We start from the raw sequence: 17,489 nt of genomic DNA, 5'->3' as shown, positions 1-17,489 counted from the left end.
ACCAAACGGCGAAAACCTTGCCAATATTTTAGTTATAAGTGAAGAGTTAAAAGTTAAATGTGAGTTGACACGTTTTTTCTAACTTTCAGTTTTTAACTTTTAATTTTCAACTACTTCAAGGCCAGCCGGATAAGTTGCTCTACGCTAAGATCTTCCCCCTCCCTTTTTAGAATAGTTTCAAGACTTTTTTCAGCAACAGGCTTCGGAATGCCGAGGGTCACAAGGGCAGCCAGCGCTTCGTCCCGGACGGGATTAGCAGACATCCGATAGGTCGGCCCATCAGCCTGTGCCATGATGCCCGCTTTCTTCATTTTGTCGCGCAACTCCAGGATAACCCGCTGGGCCGTTTTACCGCCGATGCCTTTGATGCTCTGAATGGCTTTGATATTCTCCATTAGAATGGCCTGACGGAGTTCCGTAGGCGACAACGTTGACAACATGGTGAGGGCCGTATTGGGACCAATACCAGACACGCTGATCAAATCCATGAAGAGGCTTTTTTCGTCGAGATTACCGAACCCGTACAGGATGTTAGCGTCTTCGCGAATGTGCTGATACGTGTGCAGTTTAAACGATTCGCCGAGCTTCGGTAAGGCCGTCGAAGTATAGAGAGAAACGTGAATTTCGTACCCTATTCCGTTCGCTTCCAGAATCGTCAGCGTTGGATCTTTATGGGTAACTTTACCCGTAATGTAAGCAATCATAGAAGGTTTTATCGACCCATTTATAAACGGGTCTTAAACAGACAAATATACAAATAAAGATTGACTAATAAGGCCTTCCGGGTGCTTATTTCGGGATAAATACGGTATCTCCCACGCTACAATTCCCCTTGTAATAGCCATTCATTTGCAAGAAAAAACCGTACTTCTTTTGCGGAAATACGGTTTTATTTTGAAGCTGAAAGTTTGGTTTAACCTACAATTAAACGTTGACCAAGTTTCAGCGAATTGCCTTTTATTTTGTTGATTTTTTTGAGTTCTTCAACCGTCAGATCACTGTACCGCTGGGAAATATTCCAGAGGGTATCGCCCTCCTGTACTCGGTGGTATTTCGGTTTATAGGCTTTGCTGCTTTTCGCACTTTCCGCTTTGCTGCGACTTTTGCCCGAACTTGCCATGCGGGTGGAGGTTTCGGGAATGGCCGGTTCACGCAGGATCACCAGCTTCTGGCCGCGCTGAATCGTATTGGAACGCAGGCGGTTCCACTTTTTCAGGTCATACACTTCAACCCCGTATTTATCGGCAATGCTTATCAAGCCATCACCGCGCTTCACTACGTGAACGGACTTTTTGGGTCTCCGGCGCACCACCTCCTCGACGTCCTGCTGCGGGGCAATCGCGTTGGCGGCTACCACCGGCTCCGACTCGCGGGCCTGCTCTTCATTGGCGTCCGTGAATGGAAAATAATCACGTTTCTTCCCCGATTCGGATCCGTAATTGATACTTTCCGTCGACGCCAGCAGCATATTCGTCGCTACCGAAGGCAGCCGACCGGCTGAATCGAGGATGGAGCGACGGTTAGCGGCAAAGTGATCAAAATGCGCCCGGGGTACGCGAAGTACGAAATTGCGGGTCTGATCCGACAAGACACCGGTCATGATCGACGGATTCATTTTCTGAATCTCGTTCAGCGGAACCCCACTGTACTGGCAGAACCGCTCGATCGACAGGTAACCGTTGACGTGAATTGTATCGCAGGGGATCGGATATTCTGGCTGTTCGGCGTAAATACCGTGGTCGTTGGCGAAATTCATCATGTACGTCAATGCGATAAACTGCGGCACATACGCCCGGGTTTCTTTAGGCAGGTAGTCATAAATGGTCCAGAACGAATCCCCCCCAGACCGGCGCATGGCCCGTTTGACCGTTCCCGGTCCGCTGTTGTAAGCGGCCAGAGCGAGGTGCCAGTCGCCAAAAACATTGTAAAGTCGTTTTAAATACCGGCAGGCGGCATCCGTCGATTTAACGGGATCCATCCGCTCATCCACGTACTCGTCCTGATACAGATGATATTCTTCACCGGTGTACGGCATGAACTGCCACAACCCGCCCGCTCCGACGCGCGAAACGGCTTTGGGGTCCAGCGACGATTCGACGATCGACAGGTATTTCAGCTCTTCGGGAATTTCGTGCTGCGCCAGTACCCGCTCGTAAAGCGGAAAAAACATGGGAATCCGCTCCATCACCTTTTTGGTGTAGCTAGGTTTGCGGAAGGTAAAATAATCGATAAAACCGTGAACGGTCTTGTTATAGTTCAGGGGGATGGTCTGTTCCAGTTTGGCCAGCCGAGCGCGTAAAACAGTTTCGGGGACCGATAAAACTTCCGGCACGTCGAGCACTTCAATCGCTTCCTGGAGCGTGTCGGCGCTGACACCGTTGGTGTCAGCCTGGAAACAAGCGGCCCAACTGCGGGGGCCAATACTGATTAGGGTAAAGATTGTACAAGCCAATCGGAGGCCGTGAAGGGTCTTCTTCAGGTTCGACATGAGCAGGTTTTTGGGTTACATTTTAGTTGAGTCTTTTCAGAGGAATGGACGGTGTGGCGGCTAAAAATAGGACAAAAATCAGTTGCCATCAAACTTTATCGCAAAAATGACAACAAAACTATCTAATCGTCCCTGTTTGTAGAACGAATTCTATCCGTGAGCCATTAGAATAACTCTAATTGCGGTGTCTTTATTGCGGAGCCTTCCGAACGAAATTGAAAAAGAATAGTCGCTTACTCAGCTTCAACCCGTTGCGTGAGCGCCTGGGCCGCGGCCAGCAGGTTGGCTTCCTGAAAAGGAGCCGCCATTAACTGAAATCCGATTGGCAGGCCGGTTTCATCCGTCCCGTTTGGAATAGAAATGGCCGGACACCCCACCACATTCGCCTGAACAGTAAAGATATCAGCCAGGTACATCTGCAGCGGATCACTGGTTTTCTCCCCAATTCGGAAAGCCGTAGTGGGCGTCACGGGGGACGCAACCAGATCATACTGGGCAAACAGGGCGTCGGTTTCGTCTTTGATCAGACGGCGCACCTGCTGCGCTTTGGTATAATAAGCGTCGTAATAGCTGGAACTGAGCGCAAACGTTCCCAGGATGATCCGACGACGCACCTCATCGCCGAAGCCGTCGGTACGGGATTTTTTGTAAAGCGACTCCAGATCGGTGGCCTCGGGGCTGCGAAAACCGTACCGAACGCCGTCGAACCGCGAAAGATTGGAGCTGGCTTCGGCGGTCGTGAGAATGTAATACGTGGGCAGAATGTGTTTTAACAACGGAAAATCCACCGGCTCAACGGTATGTCCCTGTTCGCGCAGGTAGGCAAGCATTTCCTGCGTTTTCTGCCGGATTACCGGATCCACCCCTTCACTTTCTACGCCGTCGCGCAGGTAACCAATCCGTAGTTTACGGTTCAGACTTAGTTCCTGGCTGTATGGAGGGGTTGGTTTCTGGCTGACGGTGCTGTCAAACTCGTCAGGTCCGGCAATGATTTCGAGCAGCAAAGCCGCATCTTCGACGGTGTGGGTGATCGGGCCGATGCAATCGAAGGACGACGCGTAAGCGATCAGTCCCCAGCGCGAAACCCGGGAGTAAGTTGGTTTTAGGCCCACCGTGCCGCAGAAAGCCGAAGGCTGGCGCACCGACCCGCCCGTATCTGACCCCAGCGACGCCAGGCACAAACCGGCCTGAACCGCCACTGCCGAACCACCCGACGACCCGCCCGGCACCCGGCTGGTGTCCGTTGCATTCCGAACCGGCCCAAATGCCGAGTTTTCGTTGGAGGAGCCCATCGCAAATTCGTCGCAGTTCTGCCGCCCAATAATGATAACATCCTCGTCGATCACCCGCTGTACGGCGGTGGCGGTAAATTGCGCCTTAAATCCGTCCAGAATCCGACTCCCGGCCTGTACACCGTGTCCGTTGTAACAAAGTACGTCCTTGATTCCGAGCACCATGCCGGCCAGTCGTCCGGCGGTTCCGGCTTGCAGTTTGGCATCTACCTCGTCGGCACGCTGGCGGGCTTCATCGGCGTACACGGCTACGAAAGCGTTCAAATGACGGTGTTCGTCAATCCGTTGGAGGTATTGTTCAACTAATTGGCGGCAGGTAATCGATCCGGCGGCCAGATCGCGCTGAATTTCGGAAAGGGATTCGTACGGTTTTACGGGCATAATCAGGTACAGCTGGCAGAAAAAAAGAGACAACAGAACGACCCTGCAGGCCGAGCTGTTGTCCATAAATACTGAATAACCAAATGAGAGAATAATAGACTAGAAGGTCGTGACAACTAGCTATTGTCCACTCCTTTGCACTCCTATTAGTTCTTATTTTGTGTTCGTATCGCGAAGTCCTTCTTCAATGTTCTCGCGAACGTCTTTGGTTGCGTCTTTGAATTCGCGGATACCTTTACCCAGTCCTTTCATCAGTTCTGGAATTCGTTTTGCACCGAAGAACAAAAGAATCACCAGACCAATCAGAAGAAGTTCGGTTCCACCAAGTGAGCCTAGGAATGCATAAATTGTGAGTAATGCCATGATAGTATGAATTATTGAGTGTATGCAGAAACTCTATACAAATGTAACGAATATTACGATTTAATGTGCTACCAAAAAAAGGTTTTCACCCAATTTTAATCGCCGACGCGTGGGTCCGCTCCCATTCTTTGAACCGCTCAATATCATCCGCCAGTGAACTAACCAGCCACAGCAGCAGGGCAATATCGTCGGTCAGCCCGATCACCGGCAGCACATCCGGCAGGAAGTCAAGCGGTGAAACAAAATACACCAGCACGGCGACCATCCGGAGCAGCGTTTTTCCGGAAATGGCCCGGTACTCCCCTTTCGCGTAAGCCCGAATCATGCGCACGACCACATTGATGTGATCCTTGGCGGCTGAGTAACTCGCACCGACGCCCAACACCCGGGATTTCTCCGCAACCCGTTGCACCAGTTCCAGTAAACTTTTGCCACTACGCGCGTAACGGGTGGCCTTTTTGGTGGAACGACGAAAAAAAATAGAACTCAAAATTGCCGTTAATAATCGACGGTTTGCCATAAATACAACGTTGGATAGGTCCTAACTATCTGGACACCCCTATAACACATTTTTTACCGCAAAAGTCTTATTTCTCAAAAAAAAGCCTATTCCACGGTATGAGTGTTCATTGGCTCTTCTATTTTTGTACCGTTCAAATCGGTGGCCAGCAATGCATTCCCTGCCGCCGGGCGGACATCCTACAAAATCGCCGTTCCTCTTCGAGGATGCACCCAAACAAAAACTTAAAACCATTAACTCTATGAAAATCACCGTAGTAGGTGCCGGGGCCGTTGGTGCGACCTGTGCCGATAACATCGCCCGACGTGAGTTAGCCGAGGAGGTTGTACTCCTTGACATCAAAGAGGGGCTGAGCGAAGGCAAAGGTCTGGACATGCTTCAGGCGTCTACTTTGTTAGACTGCGACGTTAAAATTACCGGTTCTTCCAATAAGTACGAATTAACGGCCAATTCGGATGTTGTCGTGATCACTTCGGGACTTCCGCGCAAGCCGGGAATGACCCGCGAAGAACTGATCGGTACCAACGCCAACATCGTTAAAGGAGTTACCGAAAACATTTTGAAATACTCTCCGGATGCCATTTTCGTCATTATTTCCAATCCGATGGACACCATGACGTACTTGGCTCTGAAATCATCCGGATTGCCGAAAAACCGCATCATCGGGATGGGCGGTATTCTGGATTCCGCCCGGTTTAAAACTTACCTGTCGCTGGCGCTGGACTGCTCGCCCAACGACCTGCAGGGTACGGTGATCGGCGGCCACGGCGACACGACTATGATCCCGCTGACGCGGCTCGCTACCTACTCGGGCGTACCGGTAAGCCAGTTTCTGGATGCCGAAACGCTGCAAAAAGTAGCCGCCGATACGATGGTGGGCGGGGCGACGCTGACGAAACTGATTGGTACGTCGGCCTGGTATGCTCCGGGAGCGGCCGGTGCCATTCTGGTCGAAAGCATTGTTCGTGATCAGAAACGCGTGTTCCCCTGCTGCGTGTACCTGGAGGGCGAGTACGGCCAGTCGGACATCTGCCTGGGTGTGCCGGTTGTGATCGGTCGCAACGGCTGGGAAAAAATCGTTAATTTTGAACTGAACGACGACGAAAAAGCGGCTTTCAATAAATCAGCCGATGCCGTTCGGAACATGAACGATGTTCTGAAAACGCTGGAATTATAATAAAGAGACCAAAGAGTAAAGACAAGGGAGTAGAAACGAAAGAGTAAGAAGGTGAGCAGAAAGACCGCCGATCGTTCGTCTTTTGGCTCACGTCTTTACTCTTTCGTCTCTTTTCAGTTATCAGATAAATACCTGGTATTGCAGCACCACCTGTCCGCGACGGCCCTGCGAGTCAAGTTGTCCGGAAGGTTGGGCTTGGTAATACGGACGGCTCTGGTAATCAAGCGTCAATTTCGAGTTGTGGCCTTTGATCAGCCAGTTCAGGCCCATGTTGTACACGCCCATGCTGCCGTTTATCCGGTCGTAGTTGCCGATTTGAGCCTGCGCGTACGGCATCAGCGTACCAGCTGTACCCAGCAGATCCTGCCGGAACAGATACCCCACCTGCGAGTAAATTACGCTCCCCGTTCCAAACATCGGAAAGGCGTTTCCCTGCGTTCCCCCCAAGCCACCTACACTCTGCATCGTTCCCGTCGCCGGGTTCATGATGCCGTTGTAACGCAGGTAATTTTTACCGTAGTCCAGGTTGAAATACCCGGCGTAAGCACTGAAGGCTGACCCCGTGGCACGGTTGACCGGCACATCCAGAAAGGCCGCCACTGACCACAGATTCAGGTTCTGGTAAACCGTATCCGTTGCCGTTTCGCCCGTGTACCAGACCGCGTTTTTCTGCGAGATGAAACCGGCTTCCAGGTTGAAGATTTTCTTTTTGCCCAGGTACGTACCGGTCATGTACCCCGGCGTCTGGTTTGACTCTTTGTCGAAAAACTGGTAGAGCACCATGCCCTGAAACTGCTTGTGATGCCCCTTGAGGGCAAAATTGGCGTTGGGCCCCAGAGCCGGAGGAACCGAGCCGCTCGTCTGTACCGGAAATGGATCACTAACGGCAAATCGGTAGTCGATCGGCCCCACCTGACCGCGCGCGTACACGCTCAGTTTACGCGAAAATTCATCCGTCTGATCGACCGTCGCCTGCGCAAATACCGGAACATCCATCGTCATGATGGAACTGACGCTCGGCTGACTAAACCGGGATAAACCGTTTACGATGGTAAGCCCGGCCCCGATTTTAAGATAATCTTTGTTTTTCCACACCAGGTATTCGCCCACGGCATCGTGAAAAAAAGCCTGAATCTTGCGGTTTGAAGGTGTTCCGGCGGTATTGAAGGCTGGAAAGCCGTTCTGAAAATTGAAGTTGTTTAACCCAAACTGGAGGTACAACACCACGTGATCGTTGATCTGCCCGTACATCTGAATCCGGGTCCGGCGCAGGCCAATGTCGAAGGTATTTTCTTTGGGGTCTCCCACCACGGTCGTTCCGGGATTGCTCTGGTTGTACCGCAGCCAGGTCTGGTTCAGGAAAGTGGCCTTGAAGAAATGAGATCCGGACGCATTCAGGTTGTATTTTAATTCGTTTTTCTCGGCGGCAGAAGTCGGTGTGGGAGACGCCGTAGCGGTCAGGGAGTCGGTGGATTGCTGCGCAAAAGCCAGCGTATTACTTAGTAAGCCAAGGATAGCAAGTACTTTTCTCATAATGGAGGGTCAAAAAAGGTAATTGAGCATAGACAAGAGAAAAAAGAAGTCACGATTTACCCGGTTTAAGCCCGTTGTTGTTCTGCTTTTGTGGCGCAAAGGTGGCTATTTGGTTTATCAATATGCCCAAGAAGGCAAAAAAACACCCCGGCTTAAGCTAAGCCGGGGTGTTTGGTTTATCTCTGTCCTATCTTCAAATTCCGGTTAAATTCCGATCAATGACTCGTTTTGATCAGTCAATTGTGTTCAGCACTATTTTCGGTAAGGTTCCAGCAGCACATGCCCTTCTTCACTCAGCAACCGGGCCATTGAGGTAGAAACCACCCAGAAAAGCGATTCCTGCTGATGTTTGACGACCGAGTGATCCTTACCCGTTTTGCGAATCTTTCGATTACAGGCAGACATAGCTTCGGTCTGGTTATCATACTGATTTTGCTGGGCTTCGTGCAGTGCTTTGGAGAGTTTGCTCAAACGTAAGTAAGAGCGGATTGATTCAAACATGTTAACGGTTCAATTTTAGTCAACTTTTGGGTCACTTCACTCCTACGGATGGGTATAAAGAATTGTGCAAGGCTAATGCCAACGTTACCCAAAAACGGCCTCTGGTGACAATTATCAGCCTTTTTTGGGCAAAACTGACAAAAATCATGTTTTTTGGTCTGGCCCTCAGCGTTGCTCTTCGTACCGCTTCAGGGAACGAACGGCGGTCCTGCAACCAGACCATTCCAATAAGAGACTACATCACCAACGAGAAGTGCAATAAAAAGACAAACCCGGCAGATGCTGCCGGGCTGTTTGAGTGATGTGTGTATGTACTCAATAAAAACAAAGCCCGGCCTACGTAGCCGGGTTGTAAGTTCGTTTCTCTGTCCTCTCTACACCAAAGTAGATTAACTTAAAAAAAGCAAAATCAATGCCGTGTTACCAGACAAATTATAACAGTTACAAACAATCCTATAATAATACTATCTCGTGTTAATACCGTACTTTTAACTGACGGTTAATAAGCATAAACACGAGCGCAACAAAGAGTCCCAAGCTCGAACCAGCAGCGCCCCAGAGGATATCGGCCCAACTGAAATGACGCCGGGGTAAGAGCAGTTGACCGGCTTCAGCCACGGCGGCCACCACGGTAAGTCCCAGAATAGAAAGTACCCACCACGACCACGGATGCTGCGACCGGGATAACCAGGTTCCGACCAGAAAACCCAGAAATACAAACGGCACCGCCGTGCGCAGGTCTTCGTTTTGTTTGATATCCGCCCAGTGAGCAATCCATTTAGGCAAAAACCACACAAATCTCATGTGCGGATCTGGCACCCAACTCAAATAGAAAACCAGAGCAATGCCCAAGACGGTCAAAATAAAAATCAGACGCATAGGTTAGTACTATTGATCATATCAGTGTTTAACTCTTCAATAAGCTGCATCGTTTAAGGAACAGCTCGCTTTCCCATTCGCAAGCCGGTTCGCCCTGCATTATTTGCAGCGAACGGTGTGCCAAACCGCGTACAGAACCGTCTGTTTATTTTTTACTTACCGAATCCGTTGTTCGGCCAGCTTCCCCCTCTCTCACCCGGCTAAAGCCACCCGACCAGGTAGCGATTCCTCCCCGGCCCGGCGTCTGAGCTGGTACGAATCAAACAAAAAACAGGAAGCAAAAAAGAAACGGACCGGGTAGGCAGTTTAACTTCTAAACATACAAAAAATGCAATTCTGTCCGGCGAAAGCAGCGGTATTGATCAACACTCTTCTGGGGCACAAACCGGAAAAAGATAGCCCCTGTTGACGCATCCTTATTACCGTATGATTAATTATCACAACCGCTCCATCATTAGTTAGCCGATCACATCCTTTTTATTTTCTAGTTTCGACGCTTCTAAAAATCTGTCCAAACCGGACCCAGACAATCAATGGGTTACATTCTGTTGCTATGAAACCGCGACTTTTCTTGTTGTTGTGCTTTTGTCTTTTTTCCGCGCTTTCCAAGGCTCAGATGGCCCGGCACTCGTACCGGTTTTACAATACGCTGTCTGTTCCACCTCCCGAATGTGGCCCCGATCTGACGCCGGAGAAAGCACTCGGCAACTGTCCGGCGTCGGCAGCACCCGGTGGTTTTGTTTCCGACACCTTGCCCTACTGCGGCCTCCGGAGAACGGTTTATCACACCAACCTGCACTGGGGATTGAAATATCCCAATACCGAAGGCACTATAACGGACACCTACACCGTTCATATTTACGTAAAAACGACCAACTGGGGCAGCGCCACCTGGGCCCGGATTATCGACTTCTCGAACGGTGCTTCCGATAGTGGGATTTACTTTAAAAATACGTCGGGTTCCGGCGACCGTTGCCTCGACTTCTACCCCAGCGGCATTGTCGGGGCCTGTCCCTACTTCAACAATTCGACCTATTATTTGCTGACCTTTACCCGCAACGGGCAGACGGGCGTAATCGATGTTTACGTCAACAACACACTTTTCATTTCCTACAACGATACGGCCGGCCGGTACGTCGGAAAAACCGGAACGCCCATTTACATTTACCGGGATGATCGGGCCGTCAGTTGCGAATCGGGAGAAGCTAATTTTGCCTATTTGTCATTTACCAATCAATACTCATCGCAATCGACCGTCGATGCCGTTTACAAGGACATCTGCACCATTGCCAATCAAAATCCGGTTGTTGATTTTTCCATCAGCCCTAACCCCAGTTGCTCCAATCAGCCGGTAACCGTCCGCTACGCGGGCGACCCGCTGACGCCGGAATCGAATTATGCTTTTCAGTGGAACTGGGACGGCGGTACGGTACTCTCCGGGTCCGGTTTGGGGCCTTACGTGGTGCAGTGGAATACGGTAGGCTCTAAAAACATCACCCTGAACATCACCAGCACTGTCTGCGGCAAACCCATCACCAAAACCAAGCCGGTGGTAATCGGCAATTTGGCGCTGTCGGCCACCACGCAGAAAGGCAATTGCTCCGCAGCCAGTGACGGCAGCATTACCATTACGGCCACGAACGGCGTGGCTCCCTACCAGTACTCCCTGGACTCCGTCCGCTACCAAAGTGCCAATACCTTCAACGTTTCCCCCAAAGCGTACACGGTTTACGTAAAAGACGCCAACGGCTGCCAGGCGAGCCTGCCCGTGACGGTCGAATCGACGAATGACATCACCCTGCAAACCCTTTCCGATACCGCCATCTGCCGGGGTCAATCCGTTAAACTGCTGACCACCAGCAATGCCGCTTCCTTTTCGTGGACTCCCGCAACCGGCCTGGATAACCCCGGCAGCAAAGCTCCCGTGGCTAAACCGGCGTCAAGGACGGCCTACATTGTTACCGCTACAACGGGTTCGTGTTCCAGAAGTGACACCGTAACGGTCGACCTGGCTCCCGACTCGCCAGCGCCAGCCACCGGCGACGTTGCCATCTGCGCCGGGGAGTCGGTGCCTACTTTATCCGCAGCGGGTGCCAACCTCCGGTGGTACAGCGACTCAACCCTGCAAACCCCGGTCGGCGCCGGAAACGATTTCAAACCGAATCTGACGACCACCCAGCCCGGCGAGTGGACTTATTTTGTGACGCAAACGGCGGCAACGGGCTGCGTCAGTCGGCCAGCCACAGCCCGCGTTGCCGTTAAAGCCCGGCCCGTTATCAACCTGCCGACAAAAAACTACACGGTCTGCTTTGCCACCTCCCCCAACGGCGGGCTAACGCTGGATGCGGGCGACAGTGGTCCTGTTGTTTATGAATGGTTGTCGGCGTCCGGCGGACTCATCGGTTCGGCCCGGTCGGTCGAGGTTCAGCAGGCCGGTATCTACCGGATTCGGGTGACCAACGATCAGCAATGCAGCCAAACGGATTCCGTCACCGTTCAGGAGTTTTGTGCCCCGGTTCTGGTGGTTCCGGATGCCTTCAGCCCGAATGGCGACGGAATCAATGACGTATTTGAAATCAAGGGGCGGTTTCCGGCGGCTGTTATTCTGACGGTATTTAACCGATGGGGCGAAGTCGTTTTCAGGATGAGCGATGGCTCCTGGGACGGCACTTACCAGGGGCAGGCCTGTCCGGCGGGTATTTATCTCTGGAAGTTGGAAACCTCCCTTCCCGATGCCCATAACCAGCTTCAGGCCCATACCCGAAAAGGGCAGCTCGTGCTGGTCCGTTAAACTTTGGCTGAAGCCATTACTTCAGTTCAAACGTCACCTTCACCTGCGCCGGAATTCGGATGGTTTGCGGAATGTCGAGCAAATTACTTCCGTACCCAACCCTCACCACTTCATTCAACGCATCCATGCTGTATCTTTTTTGCAAAACGGGGTCGGTTTCTTCTGTGTCCCGTACGCTCAACACCGATCCCAACGTCCGGCCCGATGCTTTGGCTAACAGAACGGCCTTTTCACGAGCGGCTTCGACGGCTTTTTCCAACACCAGGTTTTTGCTTTGTTCTTCTTTGGTCGAGCGATAAGTAGCCTGAAAGCGCGGAAAATTGGCGTTAATCAGCGCCAGTTGCAGGGCGGGATACCGCTCTGGTTTGTTCAGCTCGAAAATAACCTGCTGCATCGTGACGATTTCCTGCCGCCGTTCGCCGGTTGCGTAAATATCGTTCTGGTTTTTTTGCACCTGCAGCAGGGTATACCGAATATCTTTCTCGTTGATCTGGAAGTCTTTTAATAACTTTACCAACTGCTTTTCCGCAGCCTGATGCGCGTTATAAGCCTTTTTGGCGTCGGTAGGGTCTGAATATTGCAAGCTAACGGCAACGCGTACCTGATCGGCGGGTAATTCGAGTTCGGCATCGCCCAGCACCACAATTCGGTTAATGGGCAAATCGGGGGTCTGAGCGACCTGGGCCGTCGCCGAAAAAAAGCCCAAAAGACTGATTACTACAAAAGAAAGTTTACGCATGGATATAAAAGATTACTAGTTGTTTGCCGTTCTTGAAGTATTATTTTTTTAATTAAAACCACCGTATCCGTTGTACTCAAAGACTCACCGAGTCCGTTTTGTCATGCGCCTTACTTCTCAGTTGGTCGTTATCGGCCTTATCGGACTGTTTGGCTGCGGAGTGCCTCCCGGTATTCCCGCAGACCCTACCTCACCGGCCACCAAAGTTTACCGGATTAAAGCCGGGGAACATTCCTCCGACAAAAGCAAGCTGTCGTACACCGCCAAAACCACGCTGTCGTTCAGCGTCACGTTCGACAACTCAGCGATTTACACCAGCAAAACTGCCGAAAATCAGTACGACATCAACAAGCTTTACGGCTTTTCCGACTGCGGGGCTCAGCACAACACAGCCAGCGCCCGCTTTGGGTGGAACTGGCGGGATAACGCGGTGCACATTCACGCCTACTGCTACCGCAACGGGGAACGCATCACGGAAGAACTCGGCACGGTAGCCCTGAATCAGCCCAACGATTACCAAATCAGCATCGTTGGGGGCAATTACGTTTTCACTTTTCAGGGTAAAGAAACCGTTATCGCCCGGGGATGCACAACCGTCAAGAGTAACAAACGTTACCGGCTTTACCCGTATTTTGGCGGTGACGAGGTGGCCCCTCACGCCATCACGATTTCAATTACCGAAAAGAACTAGCCCAGGCCGGGTATGTTCAGCAGCCGGTTCGGATTCGGGCAGATGGCCAGATACCGTTCACGTTCGCTCAGCGTACAGACACCGGGGAAGTCACCCTGACGACCCAATAAATCGGTCATCAGTTGGAAATGCAGGTGCGGAGGCCAGTCACCGTTTTCGGGAAACGGCCCGAGTTCGGCAATTCTCTGCCCGGCGCTGACGGCCATGCCGACCTGCAACCCCGCCAGCGATGAGCGGCTGAGATGACCGTACAGCGAATACAGCGGCTTGTCGTTCCAGACGTGTTCGAGCAGAATCGTCGGGCCGTAATCGCCAAAGTTGTTATTGTCCTGAAAGCTGTGAACGATACCGTTCAGCGGTGCAAAAACGAGGGTTCCGGCTGCGGCCCAGAGGTCGATGCCCAGATGAATGCAGCGCGATTCTTCCATCTGGTTAAAGTGCGGACTCCGCCGGTAAATGACCCGGTGCTCGCCGTAGCCCCCCACCCCAACGACGGCCCCCGCCTGCCGGATTTTTCCAAACACGTAGTCAGAAAATACCGCTGTGTTGGTCAGGTCGAGGTCGGTCAGCTCCGGATTTTTTTCGGTGAAATCCAGAATCAGAAAAGGGTCTTTTTGAAAGTCAAAAGGAAGAATCATGAATAATGGCTGAACGCGGATTTTAAAGAATGCGCTGCAATGTATCGAATCCTGCCTAATCTCCACCACCGCTCCTACGCCATCAGGCTAGTGCCCGGGCACTCAACCCCGATCAGGCTCCTGATCCACTATCAGGCTTTTACCGGTCCGCCCGCCCGGATTTCGTCGTTGGCAAATTCCTCGTACTTCCTGAAGTTCTCCCGGAATAATTCCGCCAGCCGCTTTGCTTGCTTATCATATTCTCCCTGGTTTTTCCAGCTTTTCTCCGGATTCAGTACTTCGTTTGGCACCTCCGGGCACGACTGCGGCACCGATACTCCGAAAAACGCATGGTTTTGGTAATCCACCTTTGCCAGATCTCCGTTCAAAGCCGCCGAAATCACGGCGCGGGTGTGCTTGAGGTCAATCCGCTTTTGGGTGCCGTTCCAGCCCGTATTGATGAGCCAGACGTTGGTCTGGTGTTTTGCCATTTTTTCGCCCAGCATCTCGGCGTATCGGGTGGGGTGCAGGGGCAGAAAAGCCGCTCCAAAACAAGCCGAAAAGGTAGTTTGCGGTTCCGTGACGCCCACTTCCGTACCCGCCACTTTGGCCGTATAGCCCGAAATAAAGTGGTACATGGCCTGCCCGGGGGTCAGTTTGGAAATCGGTGGCAGCACCCCGAATGCATCGGCCGTTAGAAAAAAAATGTTTTCCGGAATACCGCCCACCGACGGTTCCAGCGCGTTTTCAATGAAATGGATAGGATAAGCGACCCGCGTGTTCTCGGTTTTCGACCTGTCGGTGTAATCAATGGCGCGACTGCCCTCCTGAAATTTCGTGTTTTCCAGCACGGCCCCGAACCGCACCGCGCGGTAAATCTGCGGTTCGTTTTCGGCCGACAAATCAATGACTTTGGCGTAACAGCCGCCCTCAAAGTTAAAGACTCCTTCTTCGGCCCAGCCGTGTTCGTCGTCGCCGATCAATTGCCGCTGGGGGTCCGCCGAAAGCGTTGTTTTACCGGTTCCTGACAAGCCGAAGAAAAGCGCCGTATCCTCTTTCTGGCCTTTGTTGGCCGACGCGTGCATGGAAAGCGTTGCGCGCTCGGTCGGCAGTTTGAAGTTCAACACCGAAAAGATGCCTTTTTTCATCTCACCCGCGTAAGCGGTGCCGCCGATCAGGATCATATTCCGGCTTAGATTCAGGATCGCAAAGTTTTCGTTGCGGGTTCCGTCTTCCGCCGGATTGGCCTTGAACTCCGGCACGCAGAGGATGGTAAAATCCGGTTTAAAGCCGTTCAGTTCTTCCGGTTTCGGACGTAAGAAAAGGTTGTGACAGAACAGGTTGTGCCACGCCAGCGTATTAATCACCTCCAGCTTCAGCCGGTAGTCCGGATGGGCACCGGCGTAGGCATAGCGGGTGTAAATCCGTTTACCGGCCAGAAAATCGAGCATTTTCCGGTGCAGTGAATCGAATTTGTCGGTGTCGAATGGGATGTTGATAGTGCCCCACCAAACCGCATCGGCGGTTATTTCATCCTTGACGATATAACGGTCTTCCGGACTGCGGCCCGTAAACTCCCCGGTATCGCACGCCAGAGCCCCATTTTCGGCTAACTGGCCTTCTCCGTTCCGAACAGCGTGTTCGATCAGTTCAGCCGGGCTCAGGTTGTCGAAGCGTTCAGCGGCATTCGATACCATTTCCGTTTTCGGCAGGGTCTGTTGGGTTGTCATACGCTGGTGCAGGGTTGATGGTATCTTATGAAACTCGTTTCGCCGGAAATTGATTAAATCCGCCCTTCTTTCTACGATACCGTTCCCGAATTTAATTGGCCGATTTCACCGTAACCCGATCAACTTTTGGGAGATTCCCGTTCAACGTATATCTTTAATGTCTTTCTATCGTTAGAAACGAAGAATTTCTACTTTATAGAATCATCAACATATTCAGTACAATGCAAGCAACGGTTTCACCTCCAGTCACTTCCAATAAGCACCCAACCGGTTTATACGTTCTGTTCTTTACGGAGATGTGGGAGCGGTTTAGCTACTACGGGATGCGGGCCATTCTGCTCCTGTTTCTTATCGACAAAGTCCGGGGCGGTATGGGGCTGAGCGAAGCGGAGGGAGCGGCCATTTACGGCTTATACACCGCTTCGGCCTACCTGCTCTCGTTGCCCGGCGGCTGGATTGCCGACAACAAGCTGGGGCAGCGAAAATCCATCTGGTACGGTGGAATTATTATTATGCTGGGCCACATCCTACTGGCCATTCCGGGCGGCAGCACCCTCTTTTACCTGGGACTGGCCACCGTTGCTATCGGCACGGGCCTGCTCAAACCCAACATCAGCTCCATCGTTGGCGAGCTGTATCCCGAAGGCGGTGCCCGGCGCGATGCGGCTTTTTCCATTTTTTACATGGGCATCAACATGGGCTCGTTCCTGGGCATCACAATTGTCGGTTACCTGGGCCAGAAGGTGGGCTGGCACTACGGTTTCGGCGCGGCCGCGGTCGGGATGTTGCTGGGCCTGATTGTCTTCCGGTTTTTCGGGCAAAAGTACCTGAGCGCCTACGGCAACGTGCCGACGAAAGTGGAGGGAAACACCGAGAAAGGCAGCCAAAGCCGTAGTCTGTTTTTCCTGATCGGTTTGGTGGGCGTCCTGCTCGTTCTGCAATTTACCGGTGTTCTCGACCTGACGACGGCGCAGGGGCTGGCCAAGGGAGCGGGCGTGATCATTACGCTGACCGCCGTAGGCTATTTCCTGTTTATTCTGCTGGCGGGCGGCTTGACGGTCGTGGAGAAAAAGCGGGTTGGCGTGCTGTTTGTCTTCTTTCTGGCATCGGCCATTTTCTGGGCCGGTTTTGAGCAACAGGGCTCCTCGCTCCAGATTTTCGCCGACCGTTACACCGACCTGACCTTTTTTGGCTGGCAGATGCCGTCAAGCTGGTTTCAGAATTTCAACCCGGCTTTTATCCTGATCTTTTCGCCCGTACTGGCGAGCCTATGGATCTTCCTGGGCAATCGCAACCAGAACCCGGCTCCGCACCTGAAATTTGCGGTGGCGCTGCTGCTGTTGGGTCTGGGGTATCTGGTGATGGTGGTGGCTTCTAAAATCGCCCTGACCGGCCAGCTCACTACCCCCATCTTCCTGACGTTTACGTACTTATTTCACACGTTGGGTGAGTTATGTCTGAGTCCGGTCGGACTGAGTTCGTTCACCAAACTGGCTCCTAAGCAATACATGAGTCAATTGATGGGCATCTGGTTTGTGGGAACGTCGCTGGGCAACCTCATCGCGGGCTTGTTTGCGGGCGGCTTCGACGAAGAAAACGTCCAGCAAATGCCCGACATGTTTATGAGCGTCGTCTACTTCAGCTTCGGTTTTGCCCTGCTCATCCTGCTGTTCTCACGGCCCTTGAAAAACTGGCTGGGGGGGGTGAAATGAGTGGAGAGTTAAAAATGAAGAGTTAGTTGGGCGCGTCAACCTACTCTTAACTCCTAACTCTTCATTCTTAACTCC

General features: G+C 52.1%; 16 protein-coding genes. 5 read left to right on the top strand and 11 right to left on the bottom strand.

The annotated features are described in order from the left end of the window. Positions 1-110: 110 nt before the first annotated feature. From ruvA to OQ371_RS16600, 5 genes are all read right to left on the bottom strand, one after another. The gene (gene ruvA / locus OQ371_RS16620; protein ID WP_265989292.1) at positions 111-704 is read right to left on the bottom strand and encodes a Holliday junction branch migration protein RuvA; all 594 of its coding nucleotides are present in this window, start codon (positions 702-704) and stop codon (positions 111-113) included. A gap of 209 nt (positions 705-913) precedes the next feature. Continuing rightward, entirely contained in the window at positions 914-2,488 is a 1,575-nt protein-coding gene (locus OQ371_RS16615) for a lytic transglycosylase domain-containing protein (protein ID WP_265989291.1), read from the bottom strand. Positions 2,489-2,721: 233 nt separating this feature from the next. Then, positions 2,722-4,161 (bottom strand): Asp-tRNA(Asn)/Glu-tRNA(Gln) amidotransferase subunit GatA, encoded by a 1,440-nt coding sequence (gene gatA / locus OQ371_RS16610; protein ID WP_265989290.1) that lies wholly within the window; start codon positions 4,159-4,161, stop codon positions 2,722-2,724. 153 nt (positions 4,162-4,314) lie between these two features. Continuing rightward, positions 4,315-4,524, bottom strand: a complete 210-nt coding sequence (locus tag OQ371_RS16605) for a Sec-independent protein translocase subunit TatA/TatB (RefSeq protein WP_265989288.1) — start codon at positions 4,522-4,524, stop codon at positions 4,315-4,317. Positions 4,525-4,609: 85 nt separating this feature from the next. Further along, the gene (locus OQ371_RS16600) at positions 4,610-5,014 is read right to left on the bottom strand and encodes a YkvA family protein (protein WP_265989287.1); all 405 of its coding nucleotides are present in this window, start codon (positions 5,012-5,014) and stop codon (positions 4,610-4,612) included. Positions 5,015-5,285: 271 nt separating this feature from the next. Between OQ371_RS16600 and mdh the strand changes: the two genes are divergently transcribed. Continuing rightward, the gene (gene mdh / locus OQ371_RS16595) at positions 5,286-6,221 is read left to right on the top strand and encodes a malate dehydrogenase (RefSeq protein ID WP_265989285.1); all 936 of its coding nucleotides are present in this window, start codon (positions 5,286-5,288) and stop codon (positions 6,219-6,221) included. Between the two features lie 120 nt (positions 6,222-6,341). Here mdh and OQ371_RS16590 read toward each other — a convergent pair whose 3' ends face one another. Then, complete coding sequence (locus OQ371_RS16590) at positions 6,342-7,754, bottom strand: hypothetical protein (RefSeq protein ID WP_265989283.1); 1,413 nt, start codon at positions 7,752-7,754, stop codon at positions 6,342-6,344. Between the two features lie 252 nt (positions 7,755-8,006). Continuing rightward, the gene (locus tag OQ371_RS16585) at positions 8,007-8,225 is read right to left on the bottom strand and encodes a hypothetical protein (protein ID WP_265989281.1); all 219 of its coding nucleotides are present in this window, start codon (positions 8,223-8,225) and stop codon (positions 8,007-8,009) included. Positions 8,226-8,359: 134 nt separating this feature from the next. On the opposite strand from OQ371_RS16585, the gene OQ371_RS16580 reads away from it, so the two are divergent. Further along, positions 8,360-8,557 (top strand): hypothetical protein, encoded by a 198-nt coding sequence (locus tag OQ371_RS16580; RefSeq protein ID WP_265989280.1) that lies wholly within the window; start codon positions 8,360-8,362, stop codon positions 8,555-8,557. Between the two features lie 172 nt (positions 8,558-8,729). On the opposite strand, the gene OQ371_RS16575 is transcribed toward OQ371_RS16580, so the two are convergent. After that, positions 8,730-9,134, bottom strand: coding sequence for a VanZ family protein (locus OQ371_RS16575; protein WP_265989279.1), 405 nt, complete (start codon positions 9,132-9,134; stop codon positions 8,730-8,732). A 553-nt stretch (positions 9,135-9,687) separates the two neighbouring features. Here OQ371_RS16575 and OQ371_RS16570 point away from each other — a divergent pair. After that, on the top strand, positions 9,688-11,925 hold the full coding sequence (locus tag OQ371_RS16570; protein WP_265989278.1) for a T9SS type B sorting domain-containing protein: 2,238 nt from the start codon (positions 9,688-9,690) through the stop codon (positions 11,923-11,925). Positions 11,926-11,941: 16 nt separating this feature from the next. Here the strand turns inward: OQ371_RS16570 and OQ371_RS16565 are convergent, their stop codons facing one another. Next, a complete protein-coding gene (locus OQ371_RS16565) occupies positions 11,942-12,664 on the bottom strand; it encodes an SIMPL domain-containing protein (protein WP_265989276.1) in 723 nt (240 codons plus the stop codon). A gap of 103 nt (positions 12,665-12,767) precedes the next feature. Between OQ371_RS16565 and OQ371_RS16560 the strand changes: the two genes are divergently transcribed. Then, complete coding sequence (locus tag OQ371_RS16560; protein ID WP_265989275.1) at positions 12,768-13,355, top strand: hypothetical protein; 588 nt, start codon at positions 12,768-12,770, stop codon at positions 13,353-13,355. Here OQ371_RS16560 and OQ371_RS16555 read toward each other — a convergent pair. Together OQ371_RS16555 and pckA are read right to left on the bottom strand one after the other, a co-directional pair. Beyond that, positions 13,352-13,993, bottom strand: a complete 642-nt coding sequence (locus OQ371_RS16555) for a peptidoglycan DD-metalloendopeptidase family protein (protein ID WP_265989274.1) — start codon at positions 13,991-13,993, stop codon at positions 13,352-13,354. The genes OQ371_RS16560 and OQ371_RS16555 overlap by 4 nt on opposite strands. A 131-nt stretch (positions 13,994-14,124) precedes the next feature. Continuing rightward, the gene (gene pckA, locus OQ371_RS16550) at positions 14,125-15,702 is read right to left on the bottom strand and encodes a phosphoenolpyruvate carboxykinase (ATP) (protein WP_265989273.1); all 1,578 of its coding nucleotides are present in this window, start codon (positions 15,700-15,702) and stop codon (positions 14,125-14,127) included. Between the two features lie 221 nt (positions 15,703-15,923). On the opposite strand from pckA, the gene OQ371_RS16545 reads away from it, so the two are divergent. Beyond that, positions 15,924-17,414 (top strand): peptide MFS transporter, encoded by a 1,491-nt coding sequence (locus OQ371_RS16545; RefSeq protein ID WP_265989272.1) that lies wholly within the window; start codon positions 15,924-15,926, stop codon positions 17,412-17,414. The last annotated feature ends 75 nt before the right edge of the window (positions 17,415-17,489 follow it).

This window comes from Larkinella insperata (assembly GCF_026248825.1).
GTDB lineage: Bacteria > Bacteroidota > Bacteroidia > Cytophagales > Spirosomataceae > Larkinella > Larkinella insperata.
Note: the sequence above shows the minus strand (reverse complement) of the source record. Positions and strands in the feature narration are given on the sequence as shown.